Source organism: Spirillospora sp. NPDC029432, from assembly GCF_040703975.1.
GTDB lineage: Bacteria > Actinomycetota > Actinomycetes > Streptosporangiales > Streptosporangiaceae > Spirillospora.
Window position 1 is genome coordinate 105,181 of the sequence record NZ_JBEZWH010000020.1, and the last position, 21,962, is coordinate 127,142.

A 21,962-nucleotide genomic window follows, 5' to 3' on the forward strand; every position below is an offset into this window, starting at 1 on the left:
CCGCGGCACGCGAGCAGGGCTTGGATCCACCGGCGGGTCGGTGGATCCAAGCCCGGAGTGGCCCCTGACTCAGAGTCCCAGGGTCTGCTCGGCGAAGACCTCGGCCGCGTCGATCGGCTCGTCGGCCAGCCCCTGCTCATGGACGAACCCGGCCAGAGCGTCGAGGACGGTGCGCTGGGACGCGAACCCGTACGGGAGCGGATCGAGGCGGGCGACGGCGTCGGCGGCCTCGGGCGCCACCAGGCCCGTCCGGCCGTAGAGGTCGACGAACTCGCCGGTCCTCCGCAGTACCGATTCCTTCGCCTTCAGAAAAGCCGAGTAGATGTTGAGCACCAGCCACGGGTGCTCCTCCGCCAGCGTCCGGCGCACCACCACACAGTGGTTCACCGGCAGCAGTCCCGTGCTGCTCAGGTAACGGAGCCCCTCCGCCCGGGGGTCCGCGAAGAGCGGACGCACCCGTGCGTCACGGGCGCCGGGACCCGTCCCCCGGTCGACCAGGTTGGTGCCGGTCAGGTGGACCAGCGAGGCGTCGAGCTCGCCGCGTCCGAACATGGCCGCGAGGGTGTCGCCGCCGTCGAGCCGGGTCAGCGAGATCTCCGGGGGCGCCGTGAACCCGGTCGCCCCGCCATGGCTCAGCACCGGTGGCCGCTCCATGAACCACTCGATCTCGGAGGGCGCGACGCCGAACTCGTGCTGCAGCGCGGCGCGCGACCAGACCGCCGAGGTCTGCTGGTACTCGGGGACGCCGACGCGGGCGCCGCGCAGCTCGGCGGGTGCGGTGATGCCGCTGTCCTCGCGCACCACGATCCCGGTATGGAAGAAGCGCCGCATCGTGAAGACCGGCAGGGCCAGCCAGTCCCGCACGCCCTGCCGCCACTGGATGAACAGGGTGGACAGCGACATCTCCGAGACGTCGAAGTCGCCGAACTTCAGCTGCCGCCAGAACATCTCCGAGGGGTGCACGTAACTGAGGTTCCACTCGACCCCCTCGGGGCTGATGGACGCCAGGGGCTCGGTGACCGGGCCTCTCGACAGGCAGGCGCTCAGCCGCAATCTCGTCATGCCGTTCCTCCGATCGGGCGCGCCCCGCGGTGACCGGTTCCCGAACTCGGCCGCTCGTGCGTCACTTGCGCACGTAGTCCTTGTTCGTGCCGCCCTTCTGGGACTTCAGGTAGCCGTCGACGTCGCCCAGCGGATCCACCGACATCCGCATCCGGGCGGCCACCATGTCGTCGGACCACATGGCGTGCACGCGCGGCAGGTTCTCGTCGAGGTTCATCGCGATCTTGGCGTGCGCCAGGACGGAGGGGTTGCGGGTGCCGAGCTCGACCGCGATCCGGTGGGCCTCGGCCTGCACGTCCTCCCGGGGGACGGACAGCGTGGCGAGACCGAGCCTCTCCGCCTCGGCCCCGGTCAGGTTGCGGCCGAGGAGCTGGAGCAGGACCGCCTTCTTCCGGGGGATGCCCTCCTTGATGATCTGGGCGGTGACGCCCTGCCCGAAGCTGCCCCGCAGGACCTCCGGCATCCCGATCTGAGCGTCGTCGGCGATGACCACGACGTCGTGCGCCATCATCAGCGAGAAGCCGCCGCCGAGGCAGTAGCCGTGCACGGCCGCGACCGTGACCTTGGGGTAGTCCAGCAGGGCCACCGACATCCGCGCCGGCGTCTTCATCCGGCCCCAGTCGTAGAGCGGCCGGTACGACGCACGGAAATCGCGCAGGTAGTGCAGGTCCATTCCCGACGCGAAGGACGGGCCGTTCGCCTGGGTGAGGACGATCTGGATGCGGTCGTCGTCGCGGACCTCGTCCAGGGCCGCGATGTATCCGTCCAGGATGTCGCCGTCGAAGGCGTTGTGCTTCTCGGGACGGTTCAGGGTGATGACGGCGACCTGCTCGTCATACCGCTTGTCGAGTTGGATCTTCTCGGTCATCGGCCGTTCTCCTTCTCTGGTGGTTCGGCGTGCTCGGGCTGCGCGGTGTGCGCCGGCGCCGGCTGGTCGGAATGGGCCGGGCGGCTCACCCGGCCGGGGAATCGAGCGGTGCCCGGGTGCCCAATCGGCTCCCCCACCCCTGGCGAGCGAGGGTGAGCGCGTCCGCCACGGACTCGTCGACCGAGGCGAGCGCTCGCGCCCGCTCCCAGGCGCCGTCCATCAAGGACGCGGCCGGCACGACGTGCTCGACCAGCCCGATGCGCAGGGCCTCCGCGGCGGGCATCTTCTCTCCCGTCGTCGCCATCCGGAACGCCCGGCGCGGACCGATCACCTCGGCCAGCGCCGCCACGACCGGCCGCGGGTAGCGGTTGTGCCGCAGTTCCGGCACGCAGAACCAGGCGTCCTCGGACATGACGACCGTCGGGCAGGTGGTCAGCAGCTGCAGCGCCGCGCCGAACGCGGGCGCGTGCACCGCGGCCACCCAGAGGATCGGCGACCGGTCGAAGGTGTCGATGAGGCGTACCCCGGCGGGCGGCACGCCCGGGATCCGCGGCGCCTTGATGTCCCCGCCCGCGGAGAACACCGGCCCGTTCGCGGAGAGCAGGCCGACCTTCACGCCCTCAGCGGCGAACGCGTCATGGGCGGAGATCGCCGCGTCGACCAGCTCCTGGGTCATCGCGTTGCGGCGCTCCGGAAGGTCGAGCATCAGATGCCCGACGCCATCGACGATCTCGGCCCGCACCACGGTCGCGGTCTCCATGTCTCCGCTCATGTCCCTCCTCATGTCTCGCCCCATGTCCCTCCTCATGTCGCTCCTCATGTCCCTCCTCACCTCAGCGCGCCGCCGGCGCGACCGTCTCGGCCGCGGGGCGGAGCACCACGAGGGCGTCGAGTGCGAGCCCCCGGGTCCCGGTGACCACGAACGGGTTGATGTCGACCGCCTCGATCAGGTCGCCGAGGTCCAGCGCCAGGTCGCCGAGGGCGATCGTCGCGCGATGGGCGGCGCCGGCATCGCGTACGAGGTTGCGGTAGCCGCCGATGAGGCGCCCCGCCGTCGTGCGAGCCAGCAGGTCCGCCGCGGTCGACTCGTCGAAGGGCGGCAGGCCGACGGCCACGTCGTCGAGGAGCTCGACCGCGATACCGCCGGATCCGACGGCCACGACGGGACCGACCTCCTGGTCACGGCTGAGGCCCAGGACCAGCTCGGTGCCGCCGGAGACGAACTCGCTGACCAGCACCTCGACCGGCGCTCCCGGAACGGCCCGGGCGAACGCCCCCTCCAGCTCGGCGAAGCCGGCCCGGACATCGTCCGCGTCGCGCAGGTCGAGCAGGACGCCCCCGATCTCCGACTTGTGGCTCATGGCGGCCCCGCTGACCTTGAGCACGACCGGATAGCCGATCTCGTCGGCCGCCTTCACCGCGTCGTCCACGGACCGTGCGAGCCTGTCGGTGGTGACGGGGAGCCCGTACGACGCCAGCAGCGCCTTGGAGTCGTGCTCGGAGAGCGCGACCGGCACGCCGGGCCGCCGCTGCTCCTGCAGTCCGGCCCGTACCGCGGCGAGGTCGCCCCGCGGTGCCCTCCGCTCGGCGCGCTTCGCGGGCGTCGCGGCGCGCCCGGCCTTGGTGATCACCGACAGGGCGCGGCTCGCCTCCTGCAGGACGAAGATGCCGTCCAGCTCGTCGCGCACGGCGCGCGCGTGGTCGGTGAGGCTGTAGGAGACCAGCGACATGGTGCCGACCGGCTTGCCGAGCGCGCCGCCGGTCGCCTGCTCGGAGAGCTGGCGCAGGTACTTCTCCTCGCGCGGCTTCGCGGTGCTGCGGGGAAGTTCCTCCTGGACCAGGACGACGTCGACGTTCGGGTCGGCCGCCACGGCCTCCACGCACTGCCGGTAGAGGTCGGGGTTGGTGAGACCGGGGAAGCCGGTGTCGAGCGGATTGCCCACCGAGGATCCGGTGCCGAGGAGTTCCGCGACCTTCTCCAGCGTCGCGTCCTCCAGCGTGGGGAAGGTGATCGCGAGCCGGGACGCGTAGTCCATGACCAGGTCCTTCAGCCCTCCCGAATGGCTGATGACGCCGAGCCTCGGTCCGGGCAGGCCCCCGGTCCGCAGCAGCAGCTCGATCGCGTCGACGAATTCGTCCACGGAGTGCACCACCACGACGCCGAGCTCGGCGGCGAGCGCTTCGAAGGCGTCGAGGGAACCGACGACGGAGCCGGTGTGCGCCATCGCCGCGGCGCGGCCCTCCGGCGAGGCGCCGACCTTCAGGACGACCAGGTGCTTGCCGAGCTCGCGCGCCCGCTCGGCCGCCCGGCCGAAGAGGTCGATGTCCTTGATCGACTCGACGAAGCAGGCGATCACCCTGGTCTGCTCGTCCTCGACCAGCTCGGCCACGAAGTCGGCCGAGCCGACGAGCAGCTCACCGCCGGAGGCGACCACGGTCGTGGGGCGGATGGCCCGGTCCATCAGGGCCTCATAGGTGAACATCAGGACGCCGCCGCTCTGGCCCACCAGGGCGACAGGGCTGCCCTTGCCCTCCGCTACCCGGGAGAGGCTGAGCGTCATGACCCGCGAGGACTCGCGATAGAACCCGCCGAAGCTCCCGCCCGTCACCGGTACGTCGCCGCCGCCGGCGATCGCGCGGATCCGCGCTGCCAGGGCCCGCCCCTCGGCATCACCGCCCTCACCGAAGCCGGCCGCGTGAATGGCGACGCTGCGGGCACCGGCCGCGATCGCGGCACCGAGGGCGTCCGGTACCGCCCCCGCGGGAACGCTCAAGATGACGTGGTCGGGCCGCTCGGGAAGAGCGTCGAAATCCGCGTGGCAGGGGCCGCCCCAAACCTGCTCCCGCCGGGGGTTGATCGGGTGGACCGCCCCGCTGTAGCCGGTCCTGACCAGGTCGGCGTGCTGTCGTGCGGTCGGGCCTCTGTCGGATGCCCCGACGACGACGATGTTGCCGGGGTGGAACAGCGCGGAGAGACGGCCTGAGCTGGATCCCATGGCGATTCCTTCGGGTAGTGAACGGCTCAACCGGCGACACGCTGCGTCGCTGCTCCGGTCGGCCACTCGTGATAGCGGCTGCGGTGGTAGACCAGGGGCGGGGACTCGGTGACTCCGCCGGCGACGACCAGGCCGAACGCGAGTTCGTGGTCGCCGACCTCGTGCAGGTCGTGGACCAGGCACTCGGCATGGGCCACGCAGTGCTCCTGGAGCACCGGGACACCCCGGGCGAGGCGGGATCGAGTCCATTCCACCCCGTCGAAGTCGCTTCCTCGGGCGGCGAAGCGCGCGGAGACGTCGCTGGACGCGGCGTCGAGGACGTGCACCGCGAAGGCGCCGTGGCGGCGGATCGAGGCGAGCGTGCGCGACTCCCGGTCGAGGCTCACCATGACGATCGGGGGCGTCAGGGAGATCGATGCGAACGCCGTCACCGTCGCCCCGCGCGGCACGCCGCCATCGAGGGTGCTCACCACAGTGATCCCACTGGGAAAGCTCCCCATGATGCTGCGGAAGCCGCGCGGGTCGAGCGTGCCGGAGGCCGGTTCAGCGCGTGCCCCTTGTTCGCGCACCGTCTGCTCGTGCGGCTCCATGCGCATCTCCTCGGTCGCAGGTAACGAAATAATGCACTAGTTTGCCCGGAGACGTCAACCATTGGGTGAGACATTGACGCAGCTGTGGAGCGCGCGACTACAGCACAAGTGCGTATACGCTGACCACTCCAAGGCAAGTAACGAAAGGCTTGCGATGCCGAGAAGCAAGGATCCCTGGGAGCCGACCATCCTCGGGCACGCCATCCTGCAGCTGCTGAGCCGCAACACCGCCAGCGGATACGACCTCAAGGGGCGGTTCCACGGGTCGGTGGGCCATGGCTGGCACGCGTACGACACGCAGATCTACCGTGAGCTGCGCAACCTGGAGAAGGAGGGGTTCGTCGCCGGCCGGATGGCACCCGGCCGCTCCGGACCGCAGCGGCGGCTCTACAGCATCACCGAGAAGGGCCTGGAATCCCTGGAGGCCTGGCTGACGTCGCCGCTCGACGTCACCAAGATGAAGGACGAGTTCGCGCTGCGGGTCTGGACCTCCGACCTGTTCCCCGAAGAGTCGATCAACACCTACCTCGACGGGGCGCGCAGCCAGTGGAGCGAGGCGCTCGCGCACCAGAAGATGTCCTTGCGCGTCCTGACCGAGGAGTACGGCAAGCCGGCCGACTCGGACGATACGGTGTACGGCCGCCAGCTCGCCATCCAGTACTCCATCGCGATCACCGAGGCCAAGCTCGCGTGGGTCGACGAGGCGCAGCGCATCGCCCGGCGCCGGGCCAAGGCCAGGAACCGGGCGGCCCGCCGCGCCGGTGAGGGGGACGGCGAGCAGGCGGCCGGGTCCGGGGAGGCCGCTCGCCCGGCGCGGGCGGCCCGGAGCGGGCCCGTACCCGAGCGCTGAGAGGCGTCCGGTCCCGTTCGGGGACCGGACGCCTCTCTCGGATCCGCCGGATCGCGCCGGGATTCAGCGGCGCGCCACCCCGGGCCCCGGGCGGGGCCCCTCGGCCTGCTCCAGGCCCACGAGCGCCCGGCCGAAGGCGACCGAGGCCAGGTCCCACGTGAACGCCACGTGTTCCGCCGCGGTGTTGACATCGCGCCACCAGCGCTGCATGGGCTCCGAGCTGTAGACGCCGCTGCCGCCGCTCGCCTCGTAGAGGGTGTTCACGGCCGCCCGCACCTGCTGCACGGCGTAGGCCAGGTCGCGGTGACGGCGCGCCTTGTCGAGATCGTCGAAGATCGGCTCGGCCGGAGACCGGTCGGCGTCCTCCGCGTTGTGCAGCAGAAGGAGCGTCGCCGCATCGATCTGCGACGCCGCGTGCCCGATCCGTGCCAGTGCGGTCCCGTTGGCCGCCTGGGCGACCGGAGGCAGCCCGGAGAGCCGCTGCCTCGTCTTGGCGGTGAAGACCTCGAGGGCCCCGCGGGCGGCGCCGACCGCCGCGCCGGCGAGCGAGAACGGCCACACCGTGTCGTACGCCTGGCGGTAGAGCCCGCCTTCATGGACGGCCGCGCCGGGTGCGTTCCCGGAGCCCAGCTCGGCGAACCTGACGGCGCGGTACTCGGGGATGAAGGCGTCCTTCACGACGAGCGACTTGCTGCCCGTCCCCCGCAGGCCCACGGTGTGCCAGTCGTCGACGACCTCGACGTCGCCGCGCGGGATCAGGAAGTACCACGGCTCGGCCGACCCGTCGGCCTCGGTGACCTGGCCACCGACCAGGACCCAGTCGGAGTGGTCGATGCCGCTGCAGAACCGCCCCGTGCCACCGCGCCACCGGAAGCCGCCCGGGACCCGCTCCGGCGGCTCCCCGCCAAGGCGGATCAGGGAGGCGATGAGGCTTCGCGGGTCGGCGAAGACGTCGTCCTGCGCCCGTTCGGGGAAGAGCGACGCCAGCCAGGTGTGGCCGGCGAGGACGCCGAAGACCCAGCCGGTCGACGCGCACGCGGAGGCGAGCTCGGCCTGGACCTCGAACAGGGTGGCGAAGCCCAGCTCGGACCCGCCGTAGCGCTTGGGGGTCACCACACCGAAGAGACCCGCCTCGGTCAGCTCGGCGATGGTCTCGGCGGGAACCGTCCGGATCGACTCGGCCTCGTCGACGCGCGCCGCGACCTTCTCCTTCACGCGGCGCGCGGCGGCGAGCGCCTCGTCACGGCTGCCGAGCACCGCCGGCATCGGGCGCTCGTCAGCGAGCGCGGTGGAACGGACTGCGTTCGTCGTCATGGTGTTCCTCGTCCGATCTGTTCGGATGGATCGCCTGGTCAGTGGCCACCGGCGGCCAGTTCCTCGATGCGCCGACGCTCCTCGGGGCCGAGGAACCAGCGGTAGTGGTGGACCTTGGAGATCGGGGGCAGGCCGGTGGCCACCTCCGCCCAGCTCTCGGCACGGTCCATGCTGTGGTAGACCTCGCCCGTCGCCGTGCCGAGGAAGAGCTCGGCGTCGCCCCGGTGCCCGTGCAGAGACATCGCCTCGAAGTTCCCCCGGACGTCCTCGGGCAGCCCACCGACCGCCTCGTGCCAGGTCTCCCCGAAGTCGTGACTGCGGATCACCCCGGCGTGCGCGGTGCCCAGCTGCCGTTCGGCCCAGGTGCGCGGCGGGTCGCCGGCACCCGCGGCATAGACGGTGGACTGATCGTCCGGGTCCAGGACGAGCGCGTCGGGGTAGCCCAGCCGGTCGAACCGGGTCTGGACGTGCTCCCAGGTCCCGCCCTCGTCGAGGGAGCGGTAGATCCCCTCGCCGCCGACCAGGAAGAGCCGGGCCGGGTCGTCCTCACGGATGACGACGCGGTGGACGTCGCGGTACCAGAGGTCGGTCTCCTTCTCGTACGAGTCGATCTCGGTGAAGGAGGCGCCGCCGTCGCGCGTGCGCAGCAGCGCGCCCTGCTCGACGCACACGTAGAAGGTGTCGGGGTCCGCGTGGTGCCACGACACGTTCTTCGCGTGCGCCAGGTGAGGGGGCGGCGGGAAGGTCCACTTGTCGGTCCCCGGCACCTGCCTGAGGGCGGGCAGCTCCGACCAGGTCGCACCGAGATCGTCACTTCGGTACAGCCCGGCCGGCTCGACGCCCGCGAAGCAGACGGGGCCGTCCGGCCGGGGCTGGATCGCCACGTGGAAGACGTGGCGTTCCTCGATTCCCGACATCGACTCGGCCCACGTCGTTCCGCCGTCACGGCTGGCCCACAGGCCGCCCCGGCCGTGGCCGCCCACCAGGATCAGGCCGGTCCCGGGGTCGTGCGCGATGGAGCTGACATGGACCTGCTCCAGAGATCTGCGCGCCTCCCGCCACGGCCGCCCGAGGGCGTCGCGGGTGAAGTGGAGGACGCCGCGGATGGTACCGACGAGCAGCTCGGTCGCGGCCTCCTGCCCGGTCGAGCAGGCCCGGCCGTTGGGTGACAGGCACACCAGCATGATCATCAGCCTCCTTTCCGTCCACAGTAACGCATCTATTCGTTAGTTGGAAGGCGTGCCGCGACTTCACCGCGGCACGCCGGCGGCGGGCGGCGTTCAGGGACGGAAGATGTGCACGTCCGAAGGCGGGACCGTGAGCCAGCCCATCTCGCCCTCCGCGGGCACGGGCGCTCCGTCCGACCACACCCGGTAGGCGACCCGCTCATGGGTGACGACGTACTCGCTGTGCGTGCCCGAGAACAACCTGTCGCGCCGGCGCGCCTCCCAGGCGTTCGGGCCGTCCGGCCGTTCGGCCCGGACCCGGCCGGCCTCTGGGCGGAAGATGGCCACCGCCTTGCCGCCGGCCGTGACATCAGGGCCGACCCGGGCACCGACCACCTTGCCCAGCGCTGTCGACAGCACGGCGCCGTCGGCATCGACCGACTCCACCGTGCCCTCGATCTCGTTCGTGGAACCGACGAAGGTGGCCACATAGCGCGACACGGGCCGGGAGTAGAGTTCCTCGGGCCCCGCCATCTGAGCGATCTTGCCGTGCTCCAGGACGGCGATCCGGTGGCCGAGCTCCATCGCCTCTTCCTGGTCGTGGGTCACGTACACCGCGCCGAAGCCCAGCTTGTGCTGCAGCCCCTTCAGTTCGATGCGCAACTCCTGGCGCACCTTGGCGTCCACATTGGACAGCGGCTCGTCGAAGAGCACCAGCGAGTCGCCGGACACCAGAGCGCGCGCGAGGGCGACGCGCTGCTGCTGGCCACCGCTGATGTGGTTGGGATAGGAGCGCAGGATCTCGTCGAGGCCGACCAGCTCGCCCGCGCGCCGAACCTCCGCCTTGAGCTGGGCCCGCTTGAACCCTCGCTGCCGCAGCGGATAGGCGATGTTGTCGAAGACGGACATGTTGGGCCACAGCGCGTAGGACTGGAACACCATGCTCAGCCTGCGCTGCTGCGGCGAGCGGTTGATCCTGTCGCGGGAGCAGAACACCGGCCGCCCCTCGACCTCGATCCGCCCGCTGTCGGGATGCTCGAGGCCGGCGATGGAGCGCAGCAGTGTCGTCTTGCCGCAGCCGCTCGGCCCGAGGAGCACGAGGCACTCGCCGGCCCGCACCTCCAGCGAGACGCCGTCGACGGCGGGGACGTCCTGGCCGTTCGCCCGGCGGAAGTGCTTGTGCACGTCGCCGACGGTGAGCACCGCGTGGTCGCGCTCGGATGCCTCTGCTGCCGCGTCCGGCCGGTCTGGCGACTTCATCAGCGACATGGGAACTCCTGTCCTGGGGGTCTGCGTCAGGAAAAGTGATCTAGCCGCGGGTCGCACCGGCGGTCCAGCGGGATTTACGGCGGCCGTACAGGACGGCGAGGAACAGGGTCCCCGCCGAGATGAGCGTGAGCACCGCGGCCAGCGCCGCGACGTCAGCCGGCGTTCCGCTCTGCTGCGCGTCGACCAGCTGGAAGCCGATCACGGGGTTACCGACGCCGGCCAGCAGCGAGGAGACGGTCACATCGGCCATCACCCGGACGAAGACGATCGCCCAGGCGCCCACCATGCCCGGGACGAGCAGCGGGAGCACGACCCGCCGGAACGTGCGCAGCTCGCCCGCTCCGGCGATCGAGGACGCCTCCATTAGCTCGTCTCCGACCCCGGCGACCGCGGCGTCCGATGCGATCGACGCGTTCGGAACGCACAGCAGGACATAGCCGAGGAACAGGATCGTGAGGGTCCCGGCGTACCAGAACGGCGCTCCCGAGAACGTGAGCAGGATGCCCACGACCAGGACGGGCGCGCCCAAGGCTCCGGGCAGCTTCAGCCCGGCGTCGATGACGCCGCCGGTCACGCGGCCGGCGCGGTGCACGTAGAGCGAGAGGACGCAGGTGACCAGTACGACCAGGGTCGCGGCCACCAGCGCCAGGACCAGGCTGTTGCGCAGTCCGGCCGCCGTCGCCGGGTTGGACAGCAGCTCCTTGAAGCGGTCCAGGCTCGCGTTGCTCCAGTGGATCGTCGGTCGCCAGCTCCCCGTCACCGCGACCACGATCAAGGCCCCGAAGGGAAGCACCGTGGTCAGGCCCATGTAGCCCAGCATCGCGATGCGCACCGGGCCGCGCCAGCGCCCCAGCTTCACCGGAACGGTGCGGCTGCCCTTGGAGCCCACGGTCGAGTTCCGCTGGTTGTGCATCACGCGGTGGTGGACGAGCCACACGGCCATCACGATCACCGCGATGATGCTCGACAGGCCCACCGCGAGTGCCCGGTCGACCGGGAAGGTCTGCCGGAGGGCCGAGACGAGCTCGGTCGAGAGCATCGGGATGTCCGCCGGGGTGCCGATCACCATCGGGATGTCGACGGTGACCAGCGCGATCCAGATCCACAGCAGCGCACCGGCGACCACGGCGGGCATGACCGCCGGCAGCGTCACGCGCACCATGGTCTTCAGCCCGCCGGCGCCGCTGACCCGGCTCTGCTCCTCAAGGCTCGAGTCGAGCGTCCGCAGCGCCGGCGCGATCATCATGTAGGTGAACGCGACGCCGTAGATGGAGAAGACGAAGACCATGCCGTGCCAGGTGTAGATGTCCATCAGCGGCGCCCGGGTGTGAACGCCGAACCGTTCGAGCAGCCACCACCAGGCGTTGTTGAGGTAGCCCGCCTTGGGAGCGAGCAGCATCATCCAGCCCATCGATCCCGCGACCGGCGGCACCAGGAAGGGGATCATCGGCAGCAGGTCCGAGAGCAGCCCCATGCGCGCGTCGGTCCGCTCGTTGAGCCATGCCAGGCCGCCCCCGATCGCGACGGCGATGACCGTGCTGGCGATGACGATGCTCAGCGTGGAGCCGATGGTCGAGACCAGGTCCGGTCGCGTCAGGGTGTGCCGGATCGGCTCGATGGTGAAGGCGCCGTCGACGATGAAGAGCTTGAGGACGACCATGCCCAGCGACACGAGGGTCAGCAGGATCACCGCCGCGGCGAGCAGCAGGCTGAACGCGGAGAACGGGCTCATCCCCCGGGGAGCGTCCCTGAGCGTGCGGCGGACCCGGCCGCCCCCCATCGGCAGCGAGGTCACGCCACGTCTCCGTGGACACCGCCGGCCAGGCCGGGCTGGCCCACGAGCCGGGCCGGGAGCGTCCGCGGCGCGCGGAACGGCCAGGTCTCCTGGACGATCTCACCGCACGGCTCCATGCCGGCGGTCCCGTTGATGATCGACTCCAGGGCGATCAGGATCAGGTTGCGGCCGATCCCCTTCCCCGGGCAGGAATGCACCCCGGCTCCGAAGGCGAGGTGCGGGTTCGGTGAACGGCCGATCCGGAACTCGTCGGGGTCCTCGAAGACCTCGGGGTCGCGGTTCGCCGCGGGGAACACCAGCGCGACCGGTTCGTCCTTCCGCATGCGCACGCCGGCGAACTCGACGTCGTGCGCCGGTGTGCGGCCGAACCCGAGCTGCGGCATGTCCAGCCGCAGGAACTCGTCCACCGAGGCGTCGATCAGTTCCGGGCGCTCTCGCAGGGTCTCCTGAAGGCCGCGGTCGACCAGGAGCCGCTGCAGCATGTTCCCGAGGCTGTGGGAGGTCGCGAGCCAGACGATCAGGAAGGGTTGCCTGACGGCTCCGACGATCTTCTGGGGATCCAGCGGGTCGCCGTCGGGCGTCCGGGCCCGGATCAGGGCGGTGGCGAGGTCGCGGGAGGGGTCCCGGGGATGTGCGCGCCGGTCCGCCAGCAGCGCCTCGGCGATGGCGACGAGGTGCTCATGCGCCTCCAGCACGGCTTCACGATCGTCGTCCTGCCCGCCGTCCACGTACTGCCGGTTCCACCGGTCGAACTCCGCCGGATCGACGTCCTCCATACCGAAGATCCTCGTGATGGCGAAGGCCATCAGCGGCCCGCAGAAGTCCCGGACCAGGTCGACCTCGGCCCGGCCCGCCATCACCGCGACCAGACGCTCGGCCTCGGCGCGCAGGTCGGGCTCGATCTCCGGCCCGATCGGACCGCCGAGCACGGGCATCATCGCCGCCCGGAACCAGGTGTGCTCGGGCTGGTCGGAGTGCATCAGCGGGCGGGTGTGGGCGGGGGCTCCGGTACGGCCGGAGATGATGTGGAGCACGGAGTTGATGAACACGTCGTGGCGCTTCGCGGCCTCGACGACATCACGCCGCCGGGTGAGCGCCCAGAACCCGCCGAACCGGTCGGAGTAGGCGACCGGACAGCTCGTCCGGACGTCGCCCAGGACGCGGTGGGGATCCGCGATGAAGTCGGGGTCGAGGGGGTCGAAGACCGACTGCCTAGCGCTCTCGGCGGCTTCCGCCTGGTTCGTCATCGTGGGCTGCCTTCCGTGATGTGATCCGCGCCGTCCGCCACGGATCTAACGCATTTCTTCGTTAGTGGCTGTGGATGGCCGTTCGCTTGCCGCCGCGAACGGGGCCCGGTCCGGGTGACGGCGGCTCGGCGGACCGAGCCCGCCGCCTACTCCTTGAAAGCCGCGAGGATCTCCTTGGCGTCCTCGCGAGCCTGCTTGATCTCCGTGAGCGTCACCGGGACGAACGTCTCCGGGATGTCGTCGTACGGGCCGTACTCGCCGACCGAGGAGCTCACCGACTTCGCCCCTTCCGGCGTCAGCAGGAACTGCGCCAGCAGCCGGGCCGCCGCGGGATGGGAGGCGCGGTCCGAGACCCCGAAACCGTGGACGGCCCACTGCACGTGGGAGACCGGCACGAACTCGACCGGCGCGCCCTCCTTCTTCATGTCGGAGACGACGAACTCCAGGCTCTGGATGGCCGCGGCGCCCTCGCCGGCCCCGACGGCCGCCTGCATCGGCTGGAAGCCGCCCTGCGCGGGGCCGAGCTGAGCCCTCAACCGCCCCAGGAACTCCGCGCCGTACGCCTTGCGCAGCCGGGCCAGCGTGATGAGCGTGTTGATGTCGGAGGCGTCGTCCTTGTCGTCGGAGAGCACCTTTCCCTTCCAGAACGGGTCCAGCAGGTCCGGCCAGTCGCGCGGCGCCTTGCCCGCCGGAACCTGCTGGGTGTTGTAGATGAACCCGGAGGGCACGGCCTGGATCAGCGCGGTCTTGAGGTCGTCGAACAGGTACTTCTTCGGGTAGTCCGGGACCAGCTTGAGGACGCCGGTCTCCCGCAGCGGCGTGATGAGTCCGCGCTTCGACGCGTCCGCGTAGTAGTCCGGCTGCGCGGAGGAGACGACGTCGGCGGACGGAGCGTTCGACTCGTTCTCACTCTCGAAGCGGGTCAGCAGGTCCGTACCGCTGATCGCCTTGATCTGGAGGTCGATGTCCGGATACGCCTTGCTCCAGGCCGCCTGAAGCCTCTTGTTATCAGCAGGGAGCATGTCCGTGTAGAGAAGGACGCGCCCCTCTTTCTTGGCGGCCGCCACGAGTTCGTCGAGAGTGTTGAAAGCGACGGCCTTCGCCGTGGACACGGGCTTGTTGCCACATGCCGCCGACATCACCAGGACCGCGGCCATAACCAGGAGTGCACAGAACTTACGCATGGGCTGTCTCCACCTGTCGTGACGGAGCCCCGAAGCAACTCTCCAGGGCCGTAGCGACGCCATCGCGACCGTCCAGCCGCTCCCCCGAACCCAGCTCGGCGTAACGAAGGTCACATCGGGGACAGTAACGCATAAATGCGTATCTTGGAATAGCCGACGTCGATCGCCCGGCGCGGGACCGCGAGCGCGGGCAGCCGCGAGCAACGGAGCGCGGCCGCGCCTTCCTCCGCCGGCGGCCCAGGGGCCTCAAGTCCGGGCGGCACCAAGTGGGCGCCCAATCGCGCGCTCTCCCCCTCCGCTCAGCGGGCGGGTTAAGCTAACGTACTAGTTCGTCCATTAGTGGAGGCGTTCGGAATATGCGCAGGTCCATCGCCACGGTGTCGTTGAGCGGCGCGCTGGCCGACAAGCTCACCGCGGCCGCCGCCGCGGGTTTCGATGGTGTCGAGCTGTTCGAGAACGACCTGGTCACCAGCCCGATGAGCCCCGAAGAGGTGCGGAGCAGGGCCGCCGATCTCGGCCTGGAGATCGATCTCTATCAGCCGTTCCGCGATTTCGAGGCGGTGCCGGCCGGCCCGCTGGCGCGCAACCTGCGGCGTGCCGAGCACAAGTTCGCGGTGATGGAGCGGCTGGGCGTCGATCGCCTGCTGGTCTGCTCCAGTGTCTCCCCCGATGCGGTGGACGATGACGCACTGGCGGCCGGGCAACTGCGTGCCTTGGCGGAGCGTGCCGCCGAGCGCGGGATCCGGGTCGCCTATGAGGCGCTCGCGTGGGGCCGGCACGTGTCCGACTACCGGCACGCGTGGCGGATCGTCCGGATGGCCGACCACCCGAACCTGGGGGTGTGCCTGGACAGCTTCCACATCCTGGCCAAGGGCAGCGACCCGTACCCGATCGAGACGATCCCGGCCGAGAAGATCTTCTTCCTCCAGCTCGCCGACGCGCCCGCGCTGCCCATGGACGTCCTGTACTGGAGCCGCCACTACCGCTGCTTCCCCGGCCAGGGCGACTTCGACCTGCCCGCCTTCACCGCGCACGTCCTGCGCACCGGCTACGACGGGCCGCTGTCGCTGGAGGTGTTCAACGACGTCTTCCGCCAGGCCGCGTCCATGCGCACCGCCCAGGACGCCATGCGCTCCCTGATCGCCTTGGAAGAGGCGGTCGATGAGCGGCTCGACCGCGACACCGCTCCAGTGGGCCTCTCCAAGGCGCCCCCTCCTGTCGTTCCGACCGGTTTCGCGTTCGCCGAACTCGCCACACCCGACACCGGGGACCTGGGCGGCCTGCTGACCGCGCTCGGCTTCGCTCGTACGGGAGTGCACGCGCACAAGCCCGTCGAGCTCTGGAGGCAGAACGGGGCGTGCATCCTGCTCAACACCGGAAGCCCGGAGAGCCAGGACGGCCCCGTCCTCGGGGCCATCGGGCTGGAGTCACCAGACCCGGCCGCCTCCGTCAAGCGCGCCGAAGCGCTGCTCGCGCCCGTCCTGCCACGGCTGCGGGCACCCGAGGACGCGCCGCTGGACGCGGTGGCCGCCCCGGACGGCACCGAGCTGTTCTTCTGCCGTACCTCCCACCCCGGCCATCCCAGCTGGACCGGCGACTTCGGCCAGGATCCGCGCGCGGCCGGAACGGGGGAGATCACTCACATCGATCATGTCGCGCTGACCCAGCCCTGGCACCACTTCGACGAGGCCTCGCTGTTCTACCGCGGCGTGCTGGGCCTGCGCCCGCACGAGAGCCTGGAGCTGCCCGACCCGTACGGGCTCATGCGCAGCCGCGCCGTCTCCACCGAGGACGGAGCGGTCCGGATCGCGCTGAACGTCGCCTACGTCGGAGCGCACGACAGTGCCGTGCCCGATGTCGCCTTGCAGCACGTGGCGCTGGCCAGCGGCGACATCGTCGCCACCGTCCGCCGCCTACGGGACGCGGGGGCCGCGCAGCTGGCCATTCCAGACAACTATTACGACGACCTGGAAGCACGGTACGACCTGGGAGCCGAACGGCACCGGCTGCTGCGCGGGCTCGGCCTGCTGTACGACCGCGACGAGCACGGCGAGTTCCTGCACTTCTACACCGCCACCACCGGCCGGGTCTTCCTGGAGGTCGTCCAGCGCCTCGGCGGCTACCGCGGCTACGGCGCCCCCAACGCCCCGGTCCGGCTGGCCGCGCAGCACGCACACCAGAACGGCCACCAGGCAAGCGGTAGATCGCGATCGTCTTAGGATGAATGGTCGTCCCGCAGCCTTTCCAGGAGTCACATGTCCCAGTCCCCCGCTCCGAACGGGCGCCGCCGCGACGCCGAACGCACCCGGGCCGAGATCCTGGAGGTGGCGCAGCGGGAGTTCGCGCGGCACGGGTACGCCGGCGCCCGGGTGGACGAGATGGCCGCGCTCATGCGCACCACCAAGCGGATGATCTACTACTACTTCGGCGCCAAGGAGAAGCTGTACATCGCCGTCCTGGAGAAGGCCTACACCGAGGTCAGGACGGCCGAGTCAACGATCGACGTCCAGCATCTCGCGCCCGTCGAGGCGATCCGCACGCTGGCCGAGCTGACCTTCGACCACCACGACGCCCACCCCGACTTCATCAAGCTCGTCAGTATCGAGAACATCCACCAGGCCGAGCACCTGCGCCGTTCCGAGATGCTGACCAACCTCGGCGGGCCGGTGACCGGGCTCATCTCGCAGATCCTGGAGGCGGGCCGCGCGTCCGGTGATTTCGTCACCGATGCCGACGCCGTGGACGTGCACATGATGATCAGCGCGCTGTGCGTCTTCCGGATCGCCAACCAGTACACCTTCGGCGCCCTGTTCGGACGCGACCTCACCGCGCCCGAGCACCGCGCCCGCCACCGCGAGATGACCGGCGAGGCCGTCGTCGCCTACCTCACCGGCAACGGCCGCCGGCTCTCGGGACAGGTCAAGGCCGGCTGAACGCGTCCAGCATGCGGCCGGCGACCGTCGCGGCACTTCGCAAGGCCGCGTGCATGGACGGGCCCGCCCCGGCGGCCTCCCCCACCAGGTGGCCGGACGGTCCGAATGCCCGGGAGCGCCGGACGCCTTGCGAGATCAGAAGTGGTCCGGCGGTCCGGAGCGTCGCCGGCCCGTCCGGTCCCTCCGTGGCCAGGTGGTCGGTTCCGATCTGGCGGACGTCAGTGTCCAGGTGAACGTGAACGTGCGGGTTCCGTTCCAGGCGGGCGATCTGGAGCACCCGGGCCCGCGGCCCGGCCTCGGGGGCCAGGACGCTCCCCGCTCCGATGATCAGCACTTCGCCGCCCTGTGCCGCGAGATGGTCGGCCACGGCCATGGCCTCCCGGTCCGCTCCCCATATGGTGCACCGCCGCAGTGGGCGCCCGCCCCTCCGCAGCCATTCGCGCAGGCCGATCACATGGGGAAGATCGGCGCCGTCGATGTCGGGAACGTGCGGATCCCCGCCGGTCGCCGCGATCACGGCGTCCGGGCGGAGCTCGGCGATGAGCTCCGGCCCGGCCTCGACACCGGTCCGGACGGCGACCTGGAGGTCGTCCAGTTCACCGGCGTACCAGTCGAGGATCCTGCCGTACTCCGGATGGCCCTTCAGGTCCGCGGCGAGGGCGAAGTGTCCGCCGATCCGCTGCTCCCGTTCGATGATCTGGACGCGGTGGCCATGCCCGGCGAGCAGCCGGGCGGACTCCAGGCCCGCCGGTCCCGCCCCGATGACCAGAACGGTCCGAGGCGAGGTGCTGTGCCGTACCGGTGGAGATGTCGATCCGCCCACGTCGGGATTCACCGTGCACGGCACCGGCTCGCCGCTGTGCAGGCGGTCGATGCAATGGTTGCAGGCGATGCAGGGGCGGAATCGGCGGCCGCTGAGCACCCGCCGGGGCCATGCCGGGTCGGCGTGCAGGGCACGGGCCATGCTGACGAAGTCGGCCCGGCCGCCGGTGATGATCTTTTCCGCGGCGTCCGGGAGACTGATCCTTCCGGCGACGCCGACCGGGAGACCGAGATCCCGATAGGGCACCGCGTACGGCGCGAGGACGCCCGGGGGCCACTCCCCCGGCTGCACCATCCACTGCCCAGCCTCGTAGCTGCCCGCCGAGACGTCGATGAAGTCGAGCAGGTCGAGGCGGGAGGAGCGGATCACCGAAAGGGTCCGCGCCTCGTCCAGCCCGCCGGGCACGCCTTCCAACGCCGACACCCGGATACCGATGGACAGATCGGGCGCGGCCTCCCGAACGGCCTGCAGCACGAGGTCCAGGAACAGTCCCGGTTCGGCGAACTCGTCGTCCCGCCGGTTGGTGAACGGGGACAGGAACTGGTGGATCAGGTAGCCGTGGGCGCCATGGACGGTGAGCACGTCGATCCCCGCCTCGCGGCAGCGCCGGGCGGCGGCGCCGTAGCATTCGACGAGGTCGTGGATCTCCTCCCGGCCCAGCGTGCGGGGCATGTCGCCCCCGGCGGGCAGGCAGGGCACGGCGGACGGCGCGACGGGGCGCGTTCCGCTGATGCAGCTCTGTACGGTCCGACCGCCATGGTTGAGCTCCACTCCGGCCTTGGCTCCGTGCCGATGGATCGCTTCCGCCATCGCGGCGACCCCGGCCACGTGACGGTCTTCGGCGACGCCCATCTGGCGGGCGCGGCCCCTGCCGTCGGCCCGTACATAGCTCGCTTCGCTGAACACCAGCGCCGCCCCACCGGCTGCGCGCGCCTCCAGGTAGGCGATGTAATCATCGGTGACCGTTCCATCAGTACCGCAATAGTTGCGTTCCATAGGCGCGCTGACGATGCGGTTGGAGAGGGTCACCGAGCCGAGGCGCAGCGGAGAGGCCAGGGCCGGGTGACTCACTTCGTCGCCTCGTGGTGGAGGTGTTCCAGCGCGACGATGTAACCGCGCCAGCCCAGCCCGGCGATGTAGGCGGTCGCCGTCTCCCGGAAGAGGTCCTGGGCGTCCATCCCGTAGTGCCGGTAGAGCTGCGTGATGTGAACGATCACGACAGGCAGGCCGGTCTCGGAGAGCGCATCGCAGAACGGCCGCCCGAAGGGGGTCAGCCCCGCCGGGTTGACGATCAGCGCGTCCAGGTCGTCCTGGCGCTCGTGCAGCCAGTCCAGGAGCGCCCCTTCGTGATTGGACTGGTAATGCGACAGCCGGACACCGAGCCGGGCCGAGGCCTCCTCCAGGTCCGCCACGACCTCCGCCAGGGTGCGTGTCCCGTACCTCTCGGGACGGCGCCGGCCGAGCCTGTTCAGGTTGGGGCCGTTCAGGACTCCGATGTGCATCGGTCCTCCTGCCTCGCGAGCCTGACCGGCCTCCGGTAGATGAACGCGGGCGCGGCGCCGCCTTCCGCGGCCGCCGCCGGTGCGCGGACGAGGTGGTGGTCGGGTGACAGGGAGCAGGCGGGGTCGGTGCGGGTGGGGTCGCCGGTGAGGGCGTGGGCTTGGCAGCGGCAGCCGCCGTGGTCGATGTCGCGGCGGGGGCAGTCGTTGCAGGGTCCGGTCATCCATGCGGTGCCGCGGTAGGCGTTGAAGGCCGGGGAGTCCTCCCAGATCCAGGACAGCGGCCGGTCACGGACGTTTGGAGGCGCCAGGTCGGTGATGGCGTAGGCGGCCGGGCAGGGCAGTGCGGTGCCGTCGGGGCCGACGGTGATCGAGCGGGCGCCCCAGCCGCCCATGCAGGGCTTGGGGACGCCTTCGTAGTAGTCGGGCATCACCCATACCAGTTCGGGTGTGCTGTGCTGCTGGCGCCAGGCCGCGACGGTGGTCTTGGCGTGGTCGAGTTGGTCGCGGGTGGGTAGCAGGGCGGCGCGGTTGTGCAGGGCCCAGCCGTAGAACTGGGTGTTGGCCAGTTCGATGCGGTCGGCGCCCCAGCGGGCGCCGACTTCGATGATCTGTTGGAGGTTGTCGAGGTTGCGGCGGTGCAGCACGACGTTGAGTCCGAACGGCAGCCCGGCCGCGCGGATCACGCGTGCGGCCTGCTGTTTGGCGGTGTAGGACTCGCGTCCCGCGATGAGGTCCGAGCCCGGTCGGCGGGCGTCTTGGAGGGAGAGCTGGACGCTGTTGAGCCCGGCTGCGGCCAGTTCGTCCAGGCGTTCGGGGGTGAGTCCGAGGCCGCTGGTGACGAGTTGGGTGTAGATGCCGGCGCGGTGTGCTGCGGCGATGATGTCGGTCAGGTCGCGGCGCAGCAGTGGCTCGCCGCCGGAGATGTGTGCTTGGACGACGCCGAGGTCGGCGGCCTCGCCGAACACTCGCGCCCACTCCTCGGTGCTCAGCTCGGCGCTGGTGCGGACCAGTTCGAGGGGATTGGAGCAGTACGGGCAGTGCAGCGGGCAGGCGTGCGTGACCTCCGCGAGCAACGCCCAGGGCGCGGGTGGGGCGGAGGGTGCGGGTGCGCTTGAGGCGGCGGCCGTGCCGTCGTCGGGGGTGCCGGGCGGTGGGGTCATTGCAGCCAGCCTTGGGTGCGGACGCGGTCCAGGAACGCGGGGACCTCGGCGTCGAGTGGGGCGTCGGGGAACGTCTCGGCCAGTTCGGCGACGATGGCGGGGACGGTGCGGGTGCCGTCGCACAGCCGCAGGATCCGGCCACCCGCGCCGCTGAGCCGCACCGCACGTTCGGGCATCAGCAGCAGATCGGTGCCGCGCACCCGGTCATACCGCAGCACAACCGACCGGGTCAGGACGGGTCGCCAGGACGCCTGCTCAGCGGACACCGGCAGCCTCCGCACGCGAGGTCGTGGCGTTGTCCACCGCGTCGAGAAGCGACCAGAGGACATCGCACTTGAAGGTGAACGCCTCCAGCACCCGTTCCTGGTCGGCCCGTGTGACCGCCCACTGGTGGACGAGCCCGAGCGCCTCTTGCGAGTCGCGGCGGCCCTGCCCCACCCGTACCTGGAAATACCGGAGTCCTTCGGGTTCGATCCACGGGTAGTGCCGCTCCCACGCCGCGATCCGCGTCGTCATCAGGTCGGGCGCGAACAGCTCGGTCAGCGACGACGCGACCGCCTCCAGCGTGGAGGCGTTCCGGCAGAAGTTGACGTAGCCGTCCACCGCGAATCGCACGCCCGGCAGGACGCCCTCCCCAGAAAGCAGCAGCGTTCGGTCCAGGCCTACGGCCTCGCCCAGCCTCAACCAGCGCTCGATACCTCCGACGGCGCCGCCGCCGCGCTCATCGTCAGGACGGCCGTCGTGGTCGTGAATGCGCCGGACCCACCCGCGCCGCTGTTCGCTGGTCTCAAGCTTGGCCAGGATCAGCGCGTCCTTGATCGGGATGTGCCGCTGGTAGTGGAACCGGTTGAGGATCCAGCGCCGCAGCTCCTCCTGCGACAGCAGGCCCTCGTGCATGCGCAGGTTGAACGGGTGGCGGTGGTGGTAGCGCTCCTCCGCGAGCGTCCGGAGCCGGTCTTCGAGCCGGTCGGGCGGCCATGGCGCCGTGTTCATAATTCGATCAACGCTCCCTCCGCGGCCACCCTGATCCCCGCCTCGGCGAGCCGCCGGTGCCCGGCGTCGTCCGGACGGATCAGGGGGTTGGTGTTGTTCAGGTGGGTGTAGTAGCGCGTCGCGTTGACCACGTACCACCGCCCCGGCCCGGCCTCCACCGCGATCGAGGCATGCCGACGCCGCCGGCGGGCCGGATCGGCACGGGCGGCG

General features: G+C 70.8%; 20 protein-coding genes. 3 read left to right on the top strand and 17 right to left on the bottom strand.

Annotation, left to right across the window (positions count from 1 at the left end; translation table 11 throughout):
• Positions 1-69: 69 nt before the first annotated feature.
• The 5 genes from AB0881_RS18535 to AB0881_RS18555 form a co-directional block, all read right to left on the bottom strand.
• The gene (locus tag AB0881_RS18535) at positions 70-1,062 is read right to left on the bottom strand and encodes a PhnD/SsuA/transferrin family substrate-binding protein (protein ID WP_366618149.1); all 993 of its coding nucleotides are present in this window, start codon (positions 1,060-1,062) and stop codon (positions 70-72) included.
• Positions 1,063-1,123: 61 nt separating this feature from the next.
• Entirely contained in the window at positions 1,124-1,930 is an 807-nt protein-coding gene (locus tag AB0881_RS18540; protein WP_366618150.1) for an enoyl-CoA hydratase/isomerase family protein, read from the bottom strand.
• A gap of 85 nt (positions 1,931-2,015) precedes the next feature.
• A complete protein-coding gene (locus tag AB0881_RS18545; protein ID WP_366618151.1) occupies positions 2,016-2,702 on the bottom strand; it encodes an enoyl-CoA hydratase/isomerase family protein in 687 nt (228 codons plus the stop codon).
• 61 nt (positions 2,703-2,763) lie between these two features.
• Positions 2,764-4,926: an acetate--CoA ligase family protein gene (locus tag AB0881_RS18550; RefSeq protein WP_366618152.1), complete on the bottom strand. Its 2,163-nt coding sequence runs from the start codon at positions 4,924-4,926 to the stop codon at positions 2,764-2,766.
• A 26-nt stretch (positions 4,927-4,952) separates the two neighbouring features.
• Positions 4,953-5,522, bottom strand: a complete 570-nt coding sequence (locus tag AB0881_RS18555) for a flavin reductase family protein (protein WP_366618153.1) — start codon at positions 5,520-5,522, stop codon at positions 4,953-4,955.
• A gap of 148 nt (positions 5,523-5,670) precedes the next feature.
• Here AB0881_RS18555 and AB0881_RS18560 point away from each other — a divergent pair, with 148 nt between their 5' ends.
• Complete coding sequence (locus AB0881_RS18560; RefSeq protein WP_366618154.1) at positions 5,671-6,366, top strand: PadR family transcriptional regulator; 696 nt, start codon at positions 5,671-5,673, stop codon at positions 6,364-6,366.
• A 63-nt stretch (positions 6,367-6,429) separates the two neighbouring features.
• Here AB0881_RS18560 and AB0881_RS18565 read toward each other — a convergent pair whose 3' ends face one another.
• From AB0881_RS18565 to AB0881_RS18590, 6 genes are all read right to left on the bottom strand, one after another.
• Positions 6,430-7,680, bottom strand: a complete 1,251-nt coding sequence (locus AB0881_RS18565; RefSeq protein ID WP_366618155.1) for an acyl-CoA dehydrogenase family protein — start codon at positions 7,678-7,680, stop codon at positions 6,430-6,432.
• 38 nt (positions 7,681-7,718) lie between these two features.
• Positions 7,719-8,870 carry a hypothetical protein gene (locus AB0881_RS18570; RefSeq protein ID WP_366618156.1) on the bottom strand — a complete coding sequence of 384 codons (1,152 nt, stop codon included), beginning with the start codon at positions 8,868-8,870 and terminating at the stop codon, positions 7,719-7,721.
• A gap of 90 nt (positions 8,871-8,960) precedes the next feature.
• Positions 8,961-10,106, bottom strand: a complete 1,146-nt coding sequence (locus tag AB0881_RS18575; protein WP_366618157.1) for an ABC transporter ATP-binding protein — start codon at positions 10,104-10,106, stop codon at positions 8,961-8,963.
• Between the two features lie 49 nt (positions 10,107-10,155).
• Positions 10,156-11,910, bottom strand: a complete 1,755-nt coding sequence (locus AB0881_RS18580; RefSeq protein WP_366618158.1) for an iron ABC transporter permease — start codon at positions 11,908-11,910, stop codon at positions 10,156-10,158.
• The gene (locus AB0881_RS18585; RefSeq protein ID WP_366618159.1) at positions 11,907-13,157 is read right to left on the bottom strand and encodes a cytochrome P450; all 1,251 of its coding nucleotides are present in this window, start codon (positions 13,155-13,157) and stop codon (positions 11,907-11,909) included. Before AB0881_RS18585 ends, AB0881_RS18580 begins: the two co-directional genes overlap by 4 nt.
• A gap of 146 nt (positions 13,158-13,303) precedes the next feature.
• Positions 13,304-14,314 (bottom strand): extracellular solute-binding protein, encoded by a 1,011-nt coding sequence (locus tag AB0881_RS18590; RefSeq protein ID WP_366618160.1) that lies wholly within the window; start codon positions 14,312-14,314, stop codon positions 13,304-13,306.
• A 383-nt stretch (positions 14,315-14,697) separates the two neighbouring features.
• On the opposite strand from AB0881_RS18590, the gene AB0881_RS18595 reads away from it, so the two are divergent.
• Entirely contained in the window at positions 14,698-16,560 is a 1,863-nt protein-coding gene (locus AB0881_RS18595) for a TIM barrel protein (protein ID WP_366618161.1), read from the top strand.
• Between the two features lie 36 nt (positions 16,561-16,596).
• A complete protein-coding gene (locus AB0881_RS18600) occupies positions 16,597-17,274 on the top strand; it encodes a TetR/AcrR family transcriptional regulator (RefSeq protein WP_366618162.1) in 678 nt (225 codons plus the stop codon).
• Here AB0881_RS18600 and AB0881_RS18605 read toward each other — a convergent pair.
• The 6 genes from AB0881_RS18605 to AB0881_RS18630 form a co-directional block, all read right to left on the bottom strand.
• A complete protein-coding gene (locus AB0881_RS18605) occupies positions 17,261-19,168 on the bottom strand; it encodes an FAD-dependent oxidoreductase (protein WP_366618163.1) in 1,908 nt (635 codons plus the stop codon). The two genes, AB0881_RS18600 and AB0881_RS18605, sit on opposite strands and share 14 nt — an antisense overlap.
• Positions 19,165-19,599, bottom strand: a complete 435-nt coding sequence (locus AB0881_RS18610) for a type II 3-dehydroquinate dehydratase (protein ID WP_366618164.1) — start codon at positions 19,597-19,599, stop codon at positions 19,165-19,167. The genes AB0881_RS18605 and AB0881_RS18610 overlap by 4 nt, the downstream gene beginning before the upstream one ends.
• Entirely contained in the window at positions 19,581-20,759 is a 1,179-nt protein-coding gene (pqqE, locus tag AB0881_RS18615) for a pyrroloquinoline quinone biosynthesis protein PqqE (protein WP_366618165.1), read from the bottom strand. Before pqqE ends, AB0881_RS18610 begins: the two co-directional genes overlap by 19 nt.
• Positions 20,756-21,025 (bottom strand): pyrroloquinoline quinone biosynthesis peptide chaperone PqqD, encoded by a 270-nt coding sequence (gene pqqD / locus AB0881_RS18620; RefSeq protein WP_366618166.1) that lies wholly within the window; start codon positions 21,023-21,025, stop codon positions 20,756-20,758. Before pqqD ends, pqqE begins: the two co-directional genes overlap by 4 nt.
• Positions 21,015-21,752, bottom strand: a complete 738-nt coding sequence (gene pqqC, locus AB0881_RS18625; protein WP_366618167.1) for a pyrroloquinoline-quinone synthase PqqC — start codon at positions 21,750-21,752, stop codon at positions 21,015-21,017. Before pqqC ends, pqqD begins: the two co-directional genes overlap by 11 nt.
• Positions 21,749-21,962, bottom strand: a 214-nt coding sequence (locus AB0881_RS18630; RefSeq protein WP_366618168.1) for a hypothetical protein, incomplete at its 5' end; no start/stop codon positions are given. The genes AB0881_RS18630 and pqqC, both read right to left, overlap by 4 nt.

Coding starts and splice junctions, on each gene's coding strand:
- AB0881_RS18535 (WP_366618149.1), bottom strand. CDS start 1,062: ATGACGAGATTGCGGCTGAGCGCCTGCCTGTCGAGAGGCCCGGTCACC.
- AB0881_RS18540 (WP_366618150.1), bottom strand. CDS start 1,930: ATGACCGAGAAGATCCAACTCGACAAGCGGTATGACGAGCAGGTCGCC.
- AB0881_RS18545 (WP_366618151.1), bottom strand. CDS start 2,702: ATGAGCGGAGACATGGAGACCGCGACCGTGGTGCGGGCCGAGATCGTC.
- AB0881_RS18550 (WP_366618152.1), bottom strand. CDS start 4,926: ATGGGATCCAGCTCAGGCCGTCTCTCCGCGCTGTTCCACCCCGGCAAC.
- AB0881_RS18555 (WP_366618153.1), bottom strand. CDS start 5,522: ATGCGCATGGAGCCGCACGAGCAGACGGTGCGCGAACAAGGGGCACGC.
- AB0881_RS18560 (WP_366618154.1), top strand. CDS start 5,671: ATGCCGAGAAGCAAGGATCCCTGGGAGCCGACCATCCTCGGGCACGCC.
- AB0881_RS18565 (WP_366618155.1), bottom strand. CDS start 7,680: ATGACGACGAACGCAGTCCGTTCCACCGCGCTCGCTGACGAGCGCCCG.
- AB0881_RS18570 (WP_366618156.1), bottom strand. CDS start 8,870: ATGATCATGCTGGTGTGCCTGTCACCCAACGGCCGGGCCTGCTCGACC.
- AB0881_RS18575 (WP_366618157.1), bottom strand. CDS start 10,106: ATGAAGTCGCCAGACCGGCCGGACGCGGCAGCAGAGGCATCCGAGCGC.
- AB0881_RS18585 (WP_366618159.1), bottom strand. CDS start 13,157: ATGACGAACCAGGCGGAAGCCGCCGAGAGCGCTAGGCAGTCGGTCTTC.
- AB0881_RS18590 (WP_366618160.1), bottom strand. CDS start 14,314: ATGGCCGCGGTCCTGGTGATGTCGGCGGCATGTGGCAACAAGCCCGTG.
- AB0881_RS18595 (WP_366618161.1), top strand. CDS start 14,698: ATGCGCAGGTCCATCGCCACGGTGTCGTTGAGCGGCGCGCTGGCCGAC.
- AB0881_RS18600 (WP_366618162.1), top strand. CDS start 16,597: ATGTCCCAGTCCCCCGCTCCGAACGGGCGCCGCCGCGACGCCGAACGC.
- AB0881_RS18610 (WP_366618164.1), bottom strand. CDS start 19,599: ATGCACATCGGAGTCCTGAACGGCCCCAACCTGAACAGGCTCGGCCGG.
- pqqE (WP_366618165.1), bottom strand. CDS start 20,759: ATGACCCCACCGCCCGGCACCCCCGACGACGGCACGGCCGCCGCCTCA.
- pqqC (WP_366618167.1), bottom strand. CDS start 21,752: ATGAACACGGCGCCATGGCCGCCCGACCGGCTCGAAGACCGGCTCCGG.